This is a genomic window from Lysobacter sp. Soil_C_15 (genome assembly GCF_057657315.1).
Map to the genome: position 1 here is coordinate 88,397 of NZ_JBDGIR010000012.1, position 18,369 is coordinate 106,765.

Sequence of the window (18,369 nt, forward strand, 5' to 3'; positions counted from 1 at the left end):
CGGGCAGCGAGCCTGGCCGATCGCGGACGATCGCGTGACGACTCCAGCGTTCCCTTGAACCGCGCTGCGAGTGATCGGATGAACGGCACCGGATGCTCCGGAACCGTGTCTGCGCTACGAAAGACGTGCGGGATAAGGTCGCGCCGGCGAATCCGAGAACTCGGTGCGGGGCGACAGGCAACCTGGGAAACGTACCCTTGCGGGGAGGCAGCCGTGCGCTGAACGGGGCGGACTTTACGCGAAAACCCGCTTCTCCGCCAGCCGCGTCGGTTTCGGCCCGGCTGAGGCCGACCCGGCGTTCAGGCTGAAAGCTCGCGCCGGACCAAGGCAGCGCCGCTCGCCGTCCGCCTCCGCCGGGCCCTCCCCCTCCCTGAAAGCGCTCCGCCTGCGATCTCCCAAGCCCCCGATCTCCCAAGCCCCCGGAACGCATTCCCCCCTTTGAAAAAGGCGGGCTAGGGGGATTTGCTTTTCCCGCCGGACGATACGATCGCCCTGCGCGCTCGTAAGCGACAGCAAGAGCAAATCCCCCCTGCCCCCTTTTTCAAAGGGGGGAGGCTTCGGGTGGGGGCGTAAGAGTGGTGCGAGGGGCGTGTTGAGGCGTACCCGGGTCGTGCCGCGGTCGTGATCGCGGCGAATCCGATCACAGCGCAGGCAGGCGGGCTCGCCGCGCCGCCTGCCCCGGCCTGCTCACAACTGCTTGCGATTATCCGCCGGCACCCGGTCGATCAGCTTGTTGTACGGATCGAAGCCGACCTCGTATGGCGCCTCGTCGACCACCACGGTCAGCTTCGGCTCGGCCTCGGTGATGCGCCGGCGCTCCAGCCACAACGGCTTCTCGTCGCTCTCGTCGCCCGAGGGGCCGCGCGCGAACACGCCGATCTCGATCCAATCGTCCATCTTGCCCGGGCTCTCCTTGCCCTTGCCGTCGGCGTAACGCTTGGCCGCATGCAGCCGCATCGTCACTTCGTACTTGCCGTCTGCGCGGCGCTTGGCGCTGGCCTCGACCACCCGGTTGTCGTAGAAGCTGATCTTCTCGAACAAGTCCTCGATCAGGCCCTGCTGGTCCGGCTTGGCCTCCGCGCGCAGATAGCTCAGCAGTTCGGCCGAGTTGGTGTACGGCGGCGCCTGGTAGGCCTTGTCGCGCAGGAAGCGCTGCAGGGCGCGGTTCACCGCCGCCTCGCCGAGCTCCTCGCGCAGCCGGTAGAACACCAGCGAGCCCTTGCGGTAGTGGACGTAGGGCTGGTTCTCGACCCGCGCCAGCGGCAGTTCCTCGACCCGCTCGCCGCCGCGCCCCGACAGGTACTCGTCCAGCTCGTACTTCAGGAACCGGCGCATCTTGGCCCGCCCGTACTCCTTCTCCATCACCATCAGCGCCGAATACTGCGACAACGACTCCGACAGCACGGTCGAGCCCTGGGTGGCGGCGCCGATGACCTGGTGCGCCCACCACTGGTGCGCGATCTCGTGCGCGGTGACGTAGAACACGTAGTCGATCTCGTCCGGGTCGCGCAGGTCGGCGATGAAGCCGATCGATTCGGAGAACGGGATGGTGTTGGCGAAGCTCTGGGCGAAGCGTTCGTAGCCGGGGAACTCCAGGATCCGCACCTGACGATGCTGGTACGGGCTGAAGTTGGCCTGGAAATAGTCCAGCGACTTGCGCGAGGCGTCGATCATCCGCTCGACGTTGAAGGCATGCCGGGGGTCGTAGTAGATCTCGATCGCCACGCCCTTGTGCTCGACCCGACGCACCGCCCAGCGCGCCGACAGGTAGGCGTAGAACGGCATCATCGGCCGGTCCATCGCGTAGTCGAAGCAGCGCCGGCCGTCGCGGCGGTACTCGCGCTGCAGGTAGCCCGGGGCCAGGGCGATCTGGTCCGGCGCGGTGCACACCGTGGTCTTGAACGCGATCCAGTCGGCGTCGGTGGCGATGTAGTGGTTGGCGCGCGCGGCCTGGTCCTCCAGCTTGGCCATCCGCGGCAGCTCGCCGAGGCCGCGCTTGCGGCGCTCGTTGCGGTCGTCCAGTTGGCCGTCCTGGTCGTAGCCGAAGTGCGGCAGCTCGTTGGAGTTGAAGAAGCTGCCGTTCTCGACGATCGAGGTCTCGCCAGGTTCGTTGGCGAAGCCGCGCTGGGCGTAGCTCTGGCGGAAGTCGAAATTGCGCTGTTCGCCGGGCTGCATCGGCCGGTCGAGGCGGTAGATGCGATAGCCGATGCGGCGGTCGTCGCTGACCAGCTTAGCGCCGCCGAACTCCATCCGTTCGATCCGCGCCTGCGGCGAGTAGCTGACGTGCAGCTCGGCGATCGGCGCCGGGTGCGGGTTGGCGATGCGGTAGCGGCCGGTCACGGTCACCGCCAGCCGCTCGGGCTGCAGATCGACCCGATTGTCGACCGCGAGGATGCGCGGCTGCGGCAAGTCCTTGTAGCGGCGGTAGCGGGTCTCGTACTCGGCCTGCTCGTCCATCGCCAGGTCGGACGGCTGGTAGCGGTTGAGTACGTTGGTGTTCCAGAAAATGAAGGCGCCGGTGGCGACCCAGCACGCCGCGACCGCGGCCAGGACCAGACCGGGACGGCCGCGCAGGCGTTCGCGCGCCACCGCCGTGCGGCCGCGCCAGCCCGGCACCACGCCGCGCACCCAGAACGCCGCCGCCAGCAACAGCAGGGCGAGCAGGAACAGGCCCCAGTAGCCGGTGAACCACAGCCGTGCGGCGAGGAAATGGCCGAACCCGTTCAAGTCCGAATACGGCACGCTCGGGGCGCGACCGTAGTTGTACAGGTTGTGCTCCAGATCCAGGTAGCGCATCCCGATCTTCAACAGCATCACCAGGATCACCACGCCGTAGCCGGCGTAGCGGTTGTTGGTCAGCACCTGCATCGCCAGCGCCAGCCCGCCCATCATCACGAACGGAGTCGAGTCCAGCAGCAGTTTCTGCAGGTACAACGCCGGCTCGAGCGCGGTGTAGCCGTTGACCAGCTGGAAGCCCATCGCCGCGACCGCGCCGACCGCCTGGAAGCTGGCGATCACCGCGATCAGGCAGACGAACTTGCTCGCCAGGGGCAGCCCGTTGGGCACCGGCATCGCGTCGACCACCTCGGCCAGGCGCACGCTGCGCTCGCGGAACACGAGCTCGCCGGCGTAGTACAGGACCACGAAGATCAACATGTAACTGTAGGAGCCCTGCAGCGCCTCCAGCATCAACGCGGTGGTCGGGTAGGTCTTGGTGCCGAACATGCTCTGCATGACGCTGACCGAACCGAGGAAGTTCAGCAGCGCGAACGCCAGCATCACCAGGAACGGCACGCTGCGGAACACTCCGAGCAGGTCCATGCGCAAGCTGTGCCAGAACTGGCTGCGGCGCGCGCCGGCGTCGAACCGCGGCGCGACCTTGGACAGCACCAGCGGCGGCGCTGCCGGCGCGGCCGCGGCGGCGCGGCGGCGTTGCCACCAGCGCGGCTTGCCGGTGCCGGCGCGCATCGGCTTGAACAAGGCGAAGGCGAAGCCGATCACCGCCAGGCCCAGCGCGCTCCACAGCAGCCGGTTGGCCAGCAGGAAGCCGTCGACCGCCGGCAGGGCGCGGTTGTATTCGTCGGCCGACCAGTAGCGGATGCTGCGGCCGAACGCGGTGGTGCCGAACGGATCGAGCAGGGTCGCCAGCCACTCGTTCTGCAGGTCGCGCATCAGCACGCCGGCGATGCTGCTGAGCAGGAAGAATCCCATCGCGCCCAGGTACACGACCAGCAGCTTGCGCGTGGTCAGCGCCAGCAGGGTCAGCAAGGCGCCGCAGACGATCAGGTTCGGCAGCACGAACACCGCGAAACCCCACAGGTAGGGACGCAGCGAGAACGCGCCGACCCGCTCCGGGTCGACCCAGGGCATCAGCGGCCCGAGCATCGCGCCCACCGCCACCAGCAGGTACAGCACCAGGCAACCGGCCAGGGCCGCGGCTAGGCGTCCGATCAGGTAATCGCGCTTGCGCATCGGCGCGGCGAAGAACAGGTCCGCGGTGCCGAGTTCGAAATCGCGCAACAACGCGCCGGCGATGAACACCATGATCGCGAACAGCCCGACCACGCTGAAGTTGCCCAGCAGGTTGACGATCACCACCGGCGCGTTGCGGTCGACGTTGCCGACCGCGCCGCCCATCTGCACCGCCTCGCTGCTGGTCAGGGCGAAGGCGAGCAGGCCGTACACCGCCGCAAACAGCCACAACAGCGGCGAGCGCAGTTGCTGGCGCAACTCGAAACGGAAGAATTCCCGGATCATGGGCGCGCTCCGCTCAGGCCGCGACGCGCGAGTGCTGGCGCAGGCGCTGGAAGTAGACGTCTTCCAGGTCCGGCTCGACCGGCTCGAAACCCGGCTCCGGGGCGTCGGCGCTGAACACGTGGATCACCGGCTGGCCGCCGACCAGGCGGGTCGACAACACGGTGAAACGGGTCTCGTAGCTGGGCAGCTCGGCCTTGGTCACCTGCTTGCGCCAGACCTGCGCGCGCAGCGCGTCGATCGCCGCGGCCGGTTCGCCGGTCAGCAGCACCTTGCCCTTGTTGACGATCGCCATGGTCGGGCACAGGTCGGTCACGTCCTCGACGATATGGGTCGACAGGATCACCGCGACCTGCTCGCCGATCTCGGCCAGCAGGTTGAGGAAGCGGTTGCGTTCCTCCGGGTCCAGGCCGGCGGTGGGCTCGTCGACGATCACCAGCCGCGGCTGGCCGAGCAGGGCCTGGGCGATGCCGAAGCGCTGGCGCATGCCGCCCGAATAGGTGCCGAGCTTCTGCTTGCGCGCGCCCCACAAGTTGACCTGGTGCAGCAGGCCGTCGACCACCTCGCGCCGCTGCTTGCGCTGGCTCAGGCCCTTGAGCACGGCGAAGTGCTCGAGCAGGTCCTCGGCGCTGACCTTCGGGTAGACGCCGAAATCCTGCGGCAGATAGCCCAACTGGCGGCGCACGGTGTCCTTGTCGCGCAGCACGTCGATCGGCTTGCCGTCGGCGCCCTCGAGCGTGGCGCTGCCGGCGTCGGCATCCTGCAAGGTCGCCAGGGTGCGCATCAGCGAGGACTTGCCGGCGCCGTTGGGGCCGAGCAGGCCGAACATGCCGCGCGGAATCTCCAGGCTGATGCCGTCGAGGGCGCGCACGCCGTTGGCGTAGGTCTTGGTCAGATCGCGGATGGTCAGCATCGCTCGGTCCCTGTCGTTGCCCGTCGGGCGCGGCCGGCGGCCGCGAATGGCGGTCCGCGGCGCGCGCGGACGTTCCGACCTGGATGCTAGCGGCGACGCGCGCCGCCCCCATGGCCGAATGGTCTAGGTGACCGATGGCAGGGGGCGGATGTGACCCGAGCGACTAACCGGCGCTGCCGCGGTACTCGCGCGGCGAGACGCCGTAGCGCTTCTTGAACGCCGCCGACAAGTGGCTGTGGCTGGCGAAGCCGGTCTCCAGCGCGATCGTGGCGATGTCCTGATCGCCGTCGCGCAGGCGCAGGCAAGCGCGGCGCAGGCGTTCGCCGAGCACGTACTGGATCGGGGTCGCGCCGAACGCGGCGCGGAACGCGATCAGCAGGCGGTGCACGCTGAGCCCGGCGATCTCGGCCAGCGCGGCCAGCCGGATCGGTCGATCCAACTGCGCCTGGATGTAGTCCTCGATGCGCCGGCGCTGCAGCGGCGTCAGCTGCGCCGGCGGCGCGGCCCGCGCCGCCGGTTCCGGCCCCGGCCTCGATCCGTATTCGCGCAACAGGTGCAGGCCCAGGGCCTGGCCCAAGGCCTCGCGCAGCATCGCGGCCAGGTCGTCGCCGGCGCCGCTGAGTCCGGCCAGGCGCGCGGCCAGGCCGTGCACGAACGGGTCGCGCTGCTTCATCCGCGCGCCCAGTCCGGCCGCCGCCGTGCGGCAGGGGGCGAACCGCGCCGGGTCGATGGTGAGTTCGGCGTAGGCGATCTGTCCGCCGAGGGCTTCGCCTCGATACTCGCGCCCGGCCGGGATCAGCCACAGGTCGCCGGGCGCGGGCGGCAGGCGCAGCCGGCCGGCGCCCTCGATGCGCGTGTCCAGGCGCCGCATCGCCCCGTCGAGGTGGACGATCAGGGTATGGCGGTCGTGCTGCAGCCGCCACTGGGTCGGCTCGGCGATGCTTTCGGCGGCGAAGGCGAACTCCAGCCCCGGCGCCAGGCTCAGTTCGCGGTTGAACGCCAGCCGGCGCGCGCCGGTCCAGTCGCGCACCGCGGCCGCGGCCAGCGCGGCGTCGCCGCGGGCGCCGGGGTCGGCCGCGATGGGCGGCGGAGATGTTGATAGCGGCTCGGACATCGTGGAAGCGCAGCGGGCCCGGGGCGAGCTAAACATGACACCAATCACATTCGTGTCAACACGCGGCGGCCCCGCCCCGCGCCTTGCCCCAGCCCGCAACGGAGTCCATCCATGCCCAACCGCTCCCTCCACGGCAAGACCGTCGTCATCGGCGGCGGCGCCAAGAACCTCGGCGGCCTGATCTCGCGCGATCTCGCCCAGGCCGGCGCCGCCGGCATCGCCGTCCACTACAACTCCGACGCCACCCGCGCCGCCGCCGAGGAGACCGTGGCCGCGGTCCGCGGCGCCGGCGCCGAGGCCTTCGCCCACCAGGGCGACCTGACCCGGCCGGACGCGGTGGCCGCCCTGTTCGACGCCGCGCTGGCACGGTTCGGCAAGATCGACATCGCCATCAACACCACCGGCATGGTGATCAAGAAGCCGCTGGTCGAGGTCAGCGAGGCCGAGTACGACCGGATGTTCGCGGTCAATGCCAAGGCCGCGTTCTTCTTCATCCAGGAAGCCGGCAAGAAGCTCGCCGACGACGGCAATATCTGCACCATCGTCAGTTCGTTGCTGGCCGCGTACACGCCCTACTACGCCGTCTATCCGGGCAGCAAGGCGCCGATCGAGCACTTCACCCGCGCCGCGTCCAAGGAGTTCGGCGCGCGCGGCATCTCGGTCAACGCGGTCGGCCCCGGGCCGATGGACACGCCGTTCTTCTACCCGGCCGAATCGCAGGAGTCGGCGGCCTACCACGCCACCGCCGCGGCGCTCAGCGGCCGGACCAAGAGCGGCCTGACCGAGATCCAGGACATCGCCCCGCTGGTCCGCTTCCTGGTCGGCGAGGGCTGGTGGATCACCGGCCAGACCATCTTCGCCAACGGCGGCTACACCACGCGCTGACCGCGCCGACCAGGACGCGCGCCGCGGTCGATGCCTGCGGCCGGTCCGGCGTTCGCAGCGGCCCTTGGCCGGGGCGCCGCGCGCCTGCACGTCGCCTGCACGCGTCGCCGCCAACCATGCGCGGAACGGCCGGGTTCGCCTCCCGTCCGCGCTTCGCAGGGGGAACATCATGCATACGGTCCTGGTCCTGCTCGCCGGCTTCGCCCTGCTCGGCCTGTGTCTGCTGATCGCGCGGCTGAGCGCCGGCCCCGGGCCGGCCCCGCTGCGCAAGGCGGCGGCGGCGTTCGTGCCGCTGTGGCTGATCGGCGCCGGCGTCAATCTCTGGGTCGGCGTGAATCGCGCCGGCTACGGCGTCGCCGAGGAACTGCCGATCTTCCTGCTGGTATTCTCGGTGCCCGCGCTGGCGGCGCTGGCCCTGTGGTGGAAGCTGTCCCGCCGTTGAGCCCTGCGCAACGCCAGCGCCCTTACCGCCACCGCACGCGCCGATGACCGCCCACCCACGCCCCACCCTGCTGCGCTCGCGCGAAGACGGCCACGCCAAGGTCGGCTTCAGCGAGTTGTTCTTCGATCTGGTGTTCGTGTTCGCGGTCACCCAGCTTTCGCACACCCTGCTCGAACACCTCGGCGGCGCCGGCGCGCTGCGCGCCGGCCTGCTGTTCCTGGCGGTGTGGTGGCTGTGGATCTACACCTCGTGGGTGACCAACTGGCTGGACCCGGAGAAGATCCCGGTGCGGCTGATGATCTTCGGCCTGATGCTCGGCGGACTGTTGCTGTCCGCGTCGCTGCCGCAGGCCTTCGGCGCGCGCGGCCTGGCCTTCGGCGCGGTGTTCGCGGCGATGCAGGTCGGGCGCACCGCGTTCATGCTGTGGGCGCTGCGCGGCGGGCGCAGCCCCGGCAATTTCCGCAACTTCCTGCGCATCCTGGTCTGGTTGTCGCTGTCGGGGCTGTTGTGGATCGGCGGCGGCCTGGCCGAGCCGGAACCGCGGCTGTACTGGTGGCTGGGCGCGGTCGCGATCGAATACCTCGGCCCGGTCTCGTATTTCCGCGTGCCCGGCCTGGGCAGGTCGAGCCTGTCCGACTGGGACGTGGAAGGCGGGCATCTGTCCGAACGCTGCGGCTTGTTCATCATCATCGCCCTGGGCGAATCGATCCTGATCACCGGCGCCACCTTCGCCCGGCTGGACTGGAACCCGGCCACCGTCGCCGCGTTCTGCATCGCCTTCCTCGGCAGCGTGGCGATGTGGTGGATCTACTTCGACAGTGGCGCGGCGCGCGGCGAACACCGCATCGTCCACGGCGGCGACAGCGCGCGCCAGGCGCGCCTGGCCTATACCTACCTGCATCTGCTGATCGTCGGCGGCATCGTCGTGTGCGCGGTCGCCGACGAACTGGTGCTGGTGCATCCCGATCATGCCGACGCGGCCGGCATCGCCGCGATCGTCGGCGGCCCGGCGCTGTACCTGCTGGGCTGCGCGCTGTTCAAATGGGTCACCAACACGCGCCGGTTTCCGCCCTTGTCGCATCTGGCCGGCCTGGCCCTGCTGGCCGCGCTCGGGCTCGCCGCCGCGCCGCTGCACCTGTCGGGCCTGGCTTTGGGCGCGACGACCACCGCAGTCTTCATCCTGGTCGCCGGTTGGGAAACCCTGGCCGTGCGGCGCGGCCGCGCGATCGCGCCGACGCACTGAGCGAAGGCGGCGTCACGCCCTCTTGCTCAACCCCTGAATGCGGCACTGGCAGCGCATCGCGCCGGCAAGATTTTCCGTCCGCGCGCAATCTGCGCCCATTGCGCCGCGCGCAAGCGCGTGATCGCCGCTGCGCCGGCGCTGGCATGGAATCTGCGACGCTCAGGGGGTCCTGTCCGCAGAGGAAGTCGCCATGAGAACGTTCGTCCTGCTCCTCGCCCTCGCCGCCGCGAGCGGCTGCAACAATCCGCGCAACGATCCCGATCGCCCGGCCGATCACGCCGCCGATGCCGCCGCCGGCCCGGCTCCGGCCGCTACCGACGCGCCGGCCGCAGCCACGCCGAGCGCCGACGCCGTCGGCCAGCCGCCGGCCGACGCCGCCGCGCCGATGCCGGCGACGGATGCCGCGCAAGGCGACCCGCTGGCCCTGGGCCTGCTGACCGCGCTCAACGAACACGAAATCGCGGCTGCGCGCCAGGCCCAGCAGAAAGGCGTGAGCGGCGCGGTGCTGGAGTTCGCCAACCTGATGGAGAAGGAACACGGCGCCAACCAGGCCAAGACCCGGACCCTGGGCACGCCGGCCGAAGGCGGCGACGTCCAGGCGATGAAGGACAAGGGCAAGGCCGAACTCGACGCGCTCGGCGCCAAGGCCGGCGACGACTACCGCAAGGCCTATGTCGCGGCGATGGTCAAGGGCCATCAGGATGCGCTGGAGCAGATCGACAACACGCTGATGCCGGCCGCGACCGGCGAACCGGTCAAAGCGCATCTGCGCGAAACCCGCGAACACGTGGCCATGCACCTGGACAAGGCGCGCAAGCTGCCGCAGGACTGAGCCCACGCGTCGCCTTCGATACCGCTCGAGGTCCGAACACGAGGTCCGAACACGAGGTCTGTATGAGCAAGCTGCGTAACGACCGCCCGCGGGACGAAGAAGTCGATCACGAGCGCGGCGAACTGCGCAAACCGGAGGATCGCAGCGATCAGCCGGGGCAGCAGGCGCCGCGCGGAGAACGCGATCCGGAGGGCGATGACCCGGACCTCAGCGCCGGCGGATAGATCGGGCCAGGCGAGTATCGCAGCCTGGATGTTACGCCCTCTAACGTCCAGCTTCGAACGTCGGCTCCTCGAACGTCCGCTCCTCGAACGTCCGCTCCTCGAACGTCCGCCCCTCGAAAGTCCGCCCCTCGAACTTCTGGCCGTCGGACTTGCAGGGCATCGTTCCCGCGCAGGCAGGACCCAGGCTTCGGGCTGATTCTTCGGTGAAGTCCTGGGGTCCGCTTTCGCGGGAACGATCTTGCCTGCTCGGCTGGAGCGGGCCTCGGAACCCAGCGGATCGGCAGTCGGCGCCCTTCGACCGCGTTTGTCCGCGCGCGCCTCGCAAGCCAGCATCTCGGCGAAGGCAGGCCGATGCGCATGCGCGCCGACGGTTCGCGCATCGCAGTCGCCGCTCAGCGCCGCACCCACTTGCCGCAGCGCTCCCGGTCTTGCGCTGCAGCCGCGGATACTCGCTGCGCCGCAAGATCACGTGAAGGCCGATCGCGACGCAGCTGTTACAATCGCCGCGTCCACCGCACCGGAGCGCTGCTCCGCTTGCGCCGTCACCGCTACGGCCATGGCTCGCGACCGGACTTCCCGCCCAGTATCGCGCGCCTGCCGGCGCCGTTGACTCGTTCGCGCCTTGCGCGTGCGCGCGCCGCTGAGCGCCGCTGCCCTCGGGCGCAAGCCGAACCACGCCACGCCTGCCTGGCAGGCCCCATCGAATGCCCGCGCGCCGCGCCGCTGCGCCGCCTTCCTGCGCGTCCCGCGCGCAAGCGGTCGCGCGCCGACCGCAACGCGTCCGCGCCCCCGACAGGAGTATCCATGGTCTTCCGCGTTTCGATCGTCCTGCTCGCCCTCCTGGTCGCCGCCGGGGTACTGGCTCCGGACGCGTTCAACGCATCGATCCGGTCCGTCCTTGCCCCGACCCTGGCCCATGCCGGCTGGCTGTATCTGCTGATCGTGTTCGCCGTTCTGCTGTTCCTGCTCTACCTGTGTTTCGGCCGCTTCGCCCAGCTGCGCATCGGCGGCGACGACGCCGAACCCGAGTTTTCGCGCCTGAGCTGGCTGTCGATGCTGTTCGCCGCCGGCATGGGCATCGGCCTGGTGTTCTGGGGCGCGGCCGAGCCGCTGTCGCACTACCTGCATCCGCCCGAGGGCCTGGCGCCGCAGAGCCAGGAAGCGGCGCGCGCGTCGATGCGCTACGCGTTCTTCCACTGGGGCCTGCATCCATGGGCGGTGTACGCGCTGGTCGGCCTGGCGATGGCCTGGTTCCAGTTCAACCGCCGCGGCCGCGGCCAGGTCAGCGACCTGCTGGAGCCGGTGATTCCGATCCGGCACCGGCGCTGGGCGGGCCCGGCGGTCGACATCGCCGCGGTGGTCGCCACCGCGATAGGGGTCGCCACCACCCTGGGCTTCGGCACCATCCAGATCTCCGCCGGGCTGGCCCGCGTGTTCGGCCTGAGCCAGACGCCCGCACTGCAGCTGTGCGTGGTCGCGGTCGCCTTCGTGCTGTACATGGCCTCGTCGCTGACCGGCCTGCACCGCGGCATCAAGTGGATGTCCAACCTCAACCTGGCCCTGGCCGCGGCCCTGCTGGCCTTCGTCCTGGTGTGCGGGCCGACCGGCTTCGTGTTCGAAACCTTCACCACCACCCTGGGCAGCTACATCAACCAGTTGCCGAACATGAGCCTGCGCATGGCGCCGTTCTCGCGCGACCCCTGGGTCGGCGAGTGGACGATCTTCTACTGGGCGTGGTGGATCGCCTGGGCGCCCTTCGTGGGTAGTTTCATCGCCCGCATCTCGCGCGGCCGGCGGGTGCGCGAGTTCGTGTTCGGCGTGGTGCTGGCGCCGGCGCTGATGAGTTTCCTGTGGTTCTCGAGCTTCGGCGGCAGCGCGCTGTGGGCGCAGATGTTCGCCGGCGCCGACCTGGCCGGCGCGCTCTCGCAGGGCTACGAACAGGTGCTCTTCGCCATGCTCGAACACTTGCCGGCGGCGCGGGTGACGGCGATCGCCGCGATCGCGCTGCTGATGATGTTCTTCGTCACCTCGGCCGACTCGGCGACCCTGGTCCTGGCCAGCATGTCCAGCCAGGACCGCGCCGATCCGCCGCTGTCGCGGCGCGCGCTCTGGGGCGCGGTGCAGGCGCTGATCGCCGTCGCCCTGCTGCTCGCCGGCGGGCTCGATGCGCTGCAGGGCCTGATCATCGTCGCCGCGCTGCCGTTCGCCCTGCTGCTGGTGCTGGTGCTGGTCGCGCTGTACCGGGCGCTGGATCGAGAGCATCGCGAGCGGCAACGCTTCGAAGCCCGCCAGCGACACGCGATGCAGCGCTGGCTGGCGCGCGAGGCGGCGGACTGAACGGCGTCCCTCAGACCGTCAAGCTCATCCCCGGCCGCGCCAACACCACCTCTACCCCGTAACGCTCGCCGATCTCCCCCGCCAAGGCCTCGCGCGCCTGGTCCTCGCCGTGCACCAGGGCCAGCGGCGGATGGCCGGCGATGTTGCCGTACCACTCGATCAGGCCGCGCTGGTCGGTATGCGCCGACAGGCCGCCGATGGTGTGGCGCTGGGCCAGCGCGCGCACGTCGCGGCCGTGGATGCGCACCCATTGCGCGCCGTCGACCAGGCGCCGGCCGATCGTGCCTTCGGCCTGGTAGCCGACGAACACCACACGGGTCTGCGGCTTGCCCAGGTTGTGCTTGAAGTGATGGAGGATGCGCCCGGCATTGGCCATGCCCGAGCCGGCTATGACTATCGCGCCGCGCTCGATGCGGTTGATCGCCATCGACTCTTCGGAGGTCTGGGTGAACTGCAGGTTGGGCAGGCGGAAGGGGTTGGGCCGGTCCTGCCAGACCCGCGCCGCGTCCTCGTCGAACAGTTCGGCGTGGCGGTCGTAGACCTCGACCACCTTGGCCGCCATCGGGCTGTCGACGAAGATCCGCCAGCGCGCCAGTTGCCATTCGTCCCAGTACTTGGCGAACCAGTACAGCAGTTCCTGGCTGCGGCCGACCGCGAACGCGGGGATCAGCACGTTGCCGCCGTCGTTCCAGGCCGCGTCGAGCACCCGGCCGAGTTCGAGGATGGTCTCGGCGCGGTCCTTGTGCAGGCGGTCGCCGTAAGTCGATTCCATCAGCACCAGGTCGGCCGCGTCGATCGGCGCCGGGTCGCGCAGGATCGGCGTGCCCTTGGGTCCGAGGTCGCCGGAGAACACCAGCTTGCGCCCATCGGCCCACAGCTCGAGCGCCGACGAGCCGAGGATGTGGCCGGCCTCGCGGAAGGCGATCTCCACCCCGGGCAGGATCGTCTCGCGCGCGTCATAGGCCAGCGTACGCACCTGGCGCAGGCAGGCCTCGACGTCGTCGCCGGTGTACAGCGGCGTGGTCTCCGCCTCGCCCTCGCGGCGGCGGCGGTTGCTGCGCTCGGCGTCGCTTTCGGAAATCGAGGCCGCGTCGAGCAGCATGATCCGCATCAGCTCGGCGGTCGCGGCCTGGGCATAGATCGGCCCGCGGAAACCGCGCCGCACCAGCAGCGGCACCCGGCCGATGTGGTCGATGTGGGCGTGGCTGATCACCAGCGCGTCCAGCGCGGCCGGCTCGAAACCGAACGGATCGAAGTTGCGCCGCTCGGCCTCGGGGCTGCCCTGGATCATCCCGCAGTCGAGCAGGATGCGCCGGCCGGCGGCGTGGACCTCGTGCAGGGAACCGGTGACTTCGCCCGCCGCGCCGTGGAAATGGACTTGCATCGCTGGATCGCCCCGCCTGCCGTGGAAAGCCCGAACGCTAGCACGCGCGCGGTGCCGGGCCGGTCGCGGGCCGGTGCACAGCCGAAGCGCAAACCGGGCAAAGCTGAACGAGCCCGCGCCCCCCGACATGACCTTCGACACCCTTCGCGGCGCCGGAACGGGACTATCGTCCGGCCGTGTCCCGGGCCCGACGGCACATACGGCCCCGAATCCGCGACAATCCCGCTTTCCTTTTCCACCAGCGTCCACCCCAACGCTTTCACGCCAACGCCTTTCCGGCCGGAGCCCGCTGTGACCCTCAAGAAACCGCAAGTCCTGTTGCTGTCCCTCGCCATCGCCACGGCCGTGGCCGCCTGCGGCAAGCAGGAAACCCCTGCCCCGACCGCGCCGGCCGACACCGCCGCCAAGCCGGCCGAGGCCACCGGACTCAAGCTCGACGAGAGCAAGCTGCCGCCGGTCAACCGCTTCGCCCTGTCCGACCTGGACACCAGCAAGGACGCCTGCACCGACTTCGGCGGCTACGTCAACGGCAAGTGGCTGGCCGCCAACGCCATCCCGGGCGACCGCACCTCCTGGGGCGCGTTCGAAATGCTCGACGAGCGCTCGACCGCGGTGCAGCGCCAGATCGCCGAGCAGGCCGCGGCCGACGCCAAGGCCACCGGCGTGGAAAAGATCGTCGGCGACCTGTGGGCGACCGGCATGGACACCGCCAAGATCAACGCCCAGGGCCTGGAGCCGCTGAAGGGCGACCTGGCCAAGATCGACGCCATCGACAGCCCGGAGAAGATCGCCGAGTACCTGCGCGCCTCCGCCGCGACCGGCGACAACCCGCTGTTCGGCTTCGGCGCCGAGGCCGACTTCAAGGATTCGGCCAACAACATCGCCTACGCCGCGCAGGGCGGCCTGGGCCTGCCGGACACGCCGTACTACTTCGACGCCAAGCACAAGGACAAGCTGGCCAAGTACGAGGCTCACATCGCCAAGGTGCTCGAGCTCGGCGGCACGCCGGCGGCCGACGCGGCCAAGCAGGCCAAGGACGTGGTCGCGTTCGAGACCCGCCTGGCCAAGGTCTCCAAGTCGCGCGAACAACTCTCGCGCGACGTCTCGCTGTACTACAACCCGGTCAGCCCGGCCGACGCCGACAAGCTGACCCCGAACTTCTCCTGGACCAAGTTCTTCGAATCGCAGGGCGTGGCCCTGCCGAAGATGTTCTCGCTGGCGGTGCCGGCGTTCCACCAGGAAGTCAGCAAGATGATCGGCGAGGTTCCGGCCGACCAGTGGAAGGCCTACCTGCGCTTCCACGCCATCGACGGCGCCTCGCCGTACCTGTCGGACGCCTTCGTGCAGGAGAACTTCAACTTCTACAACCACGAACTGCGCGGCCAGAAGGAGCTGAAGGAACGCGGCAAGCGCGTGCTCGACACCATCGAGGGCCAGGCCGGCGAAGCGCTGGGCCAGATGTACGTCAAGGTCGCGTTCTCGCCCGAGTCCAAGGAGCGCATGCAGACCCTGGTCAAGAACCTCAGCGAGGCGCTCAAGGTCCGGATCGAGAACCTGGCCTGGATGAGCGCCGACACCAAGAAGAAGGCGCTGGAGAAGTGGGCCAGCTTCACCCCGAAGATCGGCTACCCGGACAAGTGGCGCGACTGGACCGGCCTGAACACCAGCCGCGACAGTTACTACGCCAACGTCAAGGCGGCCAACGAGTTCAACTACAAGTGGAACCTGAGCAAGGTCGGCAAGCCGGTCGACAAGACCGAGTGGGGCATGCCGCCGCAGATGGTCAACGCCTACTACAACCCGCTGCAGAACGAGATCGTGTTCCCGGCCGCGATCCTGCAGCCGCCGTTCTTCGACCCGAAGGCCGACGACGCCACCAACTACGGCGGCATCGGCGCGGTGATCGGCCACGAGATGACCCACGGCTACGACGACCAGGGCTCGCGCTTCGGACCGACCGGCAACATGGAAGTGTGGTGGGCGCCGAGCGACGCCAAGGCCTTCTCCGGCCTGACCGACAAGCTGATCGCCCAGTTCAACGGCTACGAGGCGGCGCCGGGCAAGTTCGTCAACGGCAAGCACACCCTCGGCGAGAACATCGCCGACCTGGGCGGCCTGGCCACGGCCTACGACGCGATGAAGAAGGCCGCGGGCGACACCCCGGACCCGAAGACCGACGGCCTGACCCGCGACCAGCGCTTCTTCCTCAACTGGGCCACGGTGTGGCGCCGCAACTTCACCGAGAAGGAAATGGAAGTGCGCCTGCAGACCGACGAGCACGCGCTGGCCAACTTCCGCGCGATCGGCGCGCCGTCGAACCTGCCGGCCTTCGCCGCGGCGTTCTCGTGCAAGCCGGGCCAGCCGATGGTCCGCGAGGGCGACAAGCAGGTCGTGATCTGGTGATGCACAGGGATGCAGGGGTCAAGCCGGGCTTGAACCCTGCGTCCCCTAGCCACTCGAGCTGAGGCGAGAGCCCGGGATTCCCGGGCTTTCGTTTTTTCGGGACTCGGGACTCGGGACTCGGGTTTCGGGTTTCGGAGTCCGGAGTCCGGAGTCCGGAGTTCGGGGACGCCGGCCGCGACCTGCGATCGCAGCACAACGGGCCCACCCCGAAACCCGAATCCCGAATCCCGTCCCACAACCCGTTCATCGCCTTCCCACGCCGGATTGTTAAACTCGCCCATCCCCAGGATGGAATACGCGATGTCGACCCTACGCCCGCTTGCCTGCGCCCTCGCCCTCAGCCTGATCGCCGGCCTGGCTTCGCCCGCCGCCGACGCCGCCAAGAAGAAGGCCGCCGCCAAGCCCAAGGCGCCGGCCGCGGCTTCCGCCTGCAGCGACTTCTACGCCAGCGCCAACGCCGACTGGCTGCGCGCCAACCCGCTGTCCGGCGCCGGCTCGGTCTCGACCCTGGAGCAGCTCGCCGGCAACGCCCGCAAGCAGCAGCTGGAACTGCTCAACAACGCGATGACCGCGCCGCAGGGCAACGTGCAGAAGCTGCTCGGCGATTTCTGGGCCAGCGGCCTGGACGAGGCCGCGGTCGAACGCGACGGCGCCCAGCCGATCGCGCCGCTGCTGTCGCGCATCAACGCGATCAAGAAGGCCAAGGACATCCCGGCCTCGATCGCCGCCCTGCACCAGGTCGGCATCCCGGTCGCGTTCAACTTCGGCGCCGACATCGACCTGCAGGACCTGGAACGCCACATCGGCTACTTCAGCCAGGGCGGCCTGGGCCTGCCGGATCCGGCCTACTACACCCGCAGCGACAACGACACCCGCCAGTTGCTCGGCCACTACAACAACTACGTGCAGAAGATCCTGGCCCTGACCGGCACGCCGAAGGACAAGCTGGCGGCCGAGTCGCAGCAGGTGATCGACCTGGAGACCCGCATCGCCCGCGCCTCCAAGCCGCTGCCGGACCTGCGCGATCCGCGCGCCAACTACGCCCGCGTCGCGGTGGCCGACGTGGCCAAGCAGTACAAGCGCATGCAGTTGGGAGATTTCCTCAAGGCCCAGGGGGTCAGCGACGACAGCGTCTCGCTGGCCAACCCGCAATTGTTCGCCCAGCTCGACGGCCTGGTCGCCACGCTCAAGCCCGAGCAGTGGAAGACCTATCTGCGCTGGCGGGTCGGCGACGCGATGGCGCCGTACCTGGCCAAGCCCTTCCGCGACGCCGAGTTCGAATTCCGCGGCCGGGTGCTGCGCGGCCAGGCCGCGCCGCCCGCGCGCCAGCAGGCCGTGCTCGACGCGATCACCCTCGCCGCCGGCCCGATGGTCGGCCACGAGTACGCCGCGCGTTACCTGCCGGCGGCCACCGACAAGCGCGCCGAGCAGATCGCCGACCAGGTCCGCGAAGCGCTGGCCAAGTCGATCGACGCCGACACCCGCTTTTCCGACGCGGTCAAGAACGAGGCCCGCGCCAAGCTGGCCAAGCTCAAGATCGAAGTCGGCACGCCCAAGCGCGACCTGGACTACACCGTGCAGCCGATGGGCCGCGGCAGCTTCGGCAGCAACATGCTGATCGCCTCGACCTGGCGCCACCGCGAGGAAATGAAGCGGATCGGCCGCGGCAACGCCGACCGCCGCTGGGACGTGCTGCCGCAGGAGCCGTCCCTGGCCTACGACATCGCCCAGAACCGCCTGATCGTCACCGCGGCCATGCTGCAGGCGCCGGTGCTGGACCTGAGCAAGCCCGAAGCCGCGCAGTACGGTTCCTACGGCGCCCTGGTCGGCGCCGAGCTCACCCACGGCTTCGACAACCGCGGCCGCTACGTCAACGCCAAGCAGGAAGTGCGCGACTGGTGGACGGCGAACGAAGTCGCCGCCTGGGAAGCGCTGGGCAGCCGCGTCGCCGCGCAGTACAGCGCCGAGGCCTATCCGGGCCTGAGCGGGACCAAGGTCAACGGCGGCCAGGTGCGCGACGTCGCCATCGCCGACCAGGCCGGCCTGGAGATCGCCTGGAACGCCTACCGCAGCGCCGCGCCCTCGGCGAGCAAGGACGCCAACCAGGCCTTCTTCCGCGCCTGGGCTGGGCTGTGGGCGCAGCACCTGAGCCCGGAAGTCGCCGCCCAGCGTTCGGCCGCGGGCATCCACGCCCCGGGCCAATGGCGCACCAACCTGCCGCTGTCCAATCTGCCGGCGTTCGGCGAGGCCTTCGGCTGCAAGGCCGGCACGGCGATGCAGCGCAAGGCCGACCAGCAGATCAAGATCTTCCCCTGATCGCTCGGACGCTTGAGGCGGC

At 69.7% G+C, this 18,369-nt stretch carries 13 protein-coding genes; 8 read left to right on the plus strand and 5 right to left on the minus strand.

What is annotated here, in order from left to right; genetic code table 11:
- Positions 1–687: 687 nt before the first annotated feature.
- The 3 genes from AC3A57_RS21300 to AC3A57_RS21310 all read right to left on the minus strand — a co-directional run bounded on the left by AC3A57_RS21300 (position 688) and on the right by AC3A57_RS21310 (position 6,281).
- Positions 688–4,257: an ABC transporter permease/M1 family aminopeptidase gene (locus tag AC3A57_RS21300; protein ID WP_487580723.1), complete on the minus strand. Its 3,570-nt coding sequence runs from the start codon at positions 4,255–4,257 to the stop codon at positions 688–690.
- A 13-nt stretch (positions 4,258–4,270) separates the two neighbouring features.
- Complete coding sequence (locus AC3A57_RS21305; protein WP_487580724.1) at positions 4,271–5,167, minus strand: ABC transporter ATP-binding protein; 897 nt, start codon at positions 5,165–5,167, stop codon at positions 4,271–4,273.
- Between the two features lie 163 nt (positions 5,168–5,330).
- The gene (locus AC3A57_RS21310; RefSeq protein ID WP_487580725.1) at positions 5,331–6,281 is read right to left on the minus strand and encodes a helix-turn-helix transcriptional regulator; all 951 of its coding nucleotides are present in this window, start codon (positions 6,279–6,281) and stop codon (positions 5,331–5,333) included.
- Positions 6,282–6,392: 111 nt separating this feature from the next.
- Here AC3A57_RS21310 and AC3A57_RS21315 point away from each other — a divergent pair, with 111 nt between their 5' ends.
- The 5 genes from AC3A57_RS21315 to AC3A57_RS21335 all read left to right on the plus strand — a co-directional run bounded on the left by AC3A57_RS21315 (position 6,393) and on the right by AC3A57_RS21335 (position 9,907).
- Positions 6,393–7,166, plus strand: coding sequence for an SDR family oxidoreductase (locus AC3A57_RS21315; RefSeq protein WP_487580726.1), 774 nt, complete (start codon positions 6,393–6,395; stop codon positions 7,164–7,166).
- A gap of 169 nt (positions 7,167–7,335) precedes the next feature.
- Positions 7,336–7,608 (plus strand): hypothetical protein, encoded by a 273-nt coding sequence (locus tag AC3A57_RS21320; protein WP_487580727.1) that lies wholly within the window; start codon positions 7,336–7,338, stop codon positions 7,606–7,608.
- A gap of 43 nt (positions 7,609–7,651) precedes the next feature.
- Complete coding sequence (locus tag AC3A57_RS21325; protein WP_487580728.1) at positions 7,652–8,851, plus strand: low temperature requirement protein A; 1,200 nt, start codon at positions 7,652–7,654, stop codon at positions 8,849–8,851.
- 190 nt (positions 8,852–9,041) lie between these two features.
- A complete protein-coding gene (locus tag AC3A57_RS21330) occupies positions 9,042–9,683 on the plus strand; it encodes a DUF4142 domain-containing protein (protein ID WP_487580729.1) in 642 nt (213 codons plus the stop codon).
- A gap of 62 nt (positions 9,684–9,745) precedes the next feature.
- Positions 9,746–9,907, plus strand: coding sequence for a hypothetical protein (locus AC3A57_RS21335; RefSeq protein ID WP_487580746.1), 162 nt, complete (start codon positions 9,746–9,748; stop codon positions 9,905–9,907).
- Here AC3A57_RS21335 and AC3A57_RS21340 read toward each other — a convergent pair.
- Entirely contained in the window at positions 9,832–10,287 is a 456-nt protein-coding gene (locus AC3A57_RS21340) for a pentapeptide repeat-containing protein (RefSeq protein ID WP_487580730.1), read from the minus strand. The genes AC3A57_RS21335 and AC3A57_RS21340 overlap by 76 nt on opposite strands.
- Before the next feature lie 424 nt (positions 10,288–10,711).
- Here AC3A57_RS21340 and AC3A57_RS21345 point away from each other — a divergent pair, with 424 nt between their 5' ends.
- A complete protein-coding gene (locus AC3A57_RS21345) occupies positions 10,712–12,244 on the plus strand; it encodes a BCCT family transporter (RefSeq protein ID WP_487580731.1) in 1,533 nt (510 codons plus the stop codon).
- Between the two features lie 10 nt (positions 12,245–12,254).
- Here AC3A57_RS21345 and AC3A57_RS21350 read toward each other — a convergent pair whose 3' ends face one another.
- Positions 12,255–13,628, minus strand: a complete 1,374-nt coding sequence (locus tag AC3A57_RS21350; RefSeq protein WP_487580732.1) for an MBL fold metallo-hydrolase — start codon at positions 13,626–13,628, stop codon at positions 12,255–12,257.
- A 291-nt stretch (positions 13,629–13,919) separates the two neighbouring features.
- Between AC3A57_RS21350 and AC3A57_RS21355 the strand changes: the two genes are divergently transcribed.
- Together AC3A57_RS21355 and AC3A57_RS21360 are read left to right on the plus strand one after the other, a co-directional pair.
- Entirely contained in the window at positions 13,920–16,031 is a 2,112-nt protein-coding gene (locus AC3A57_RS21355) for a M13 family metallopeptidase (protein ID WP_487580733.1), read from the plus strand.
- A 300-nt stretch (positions 16,032–16,331) separates the two neighbouring features.
- Positions 16,332–18,347, plus strand: a complete 2,016-nt coding sequence (locus AC3A57_RS21360; RefSeq protein ID WP_487580734.1) for a M13 family metallopeptidase — start codon at positions 16,332–16,334, stop codon at positions 18,345–18,347.
- Positions 18,348–18,369: the final 22 nt, after the last annotated feature.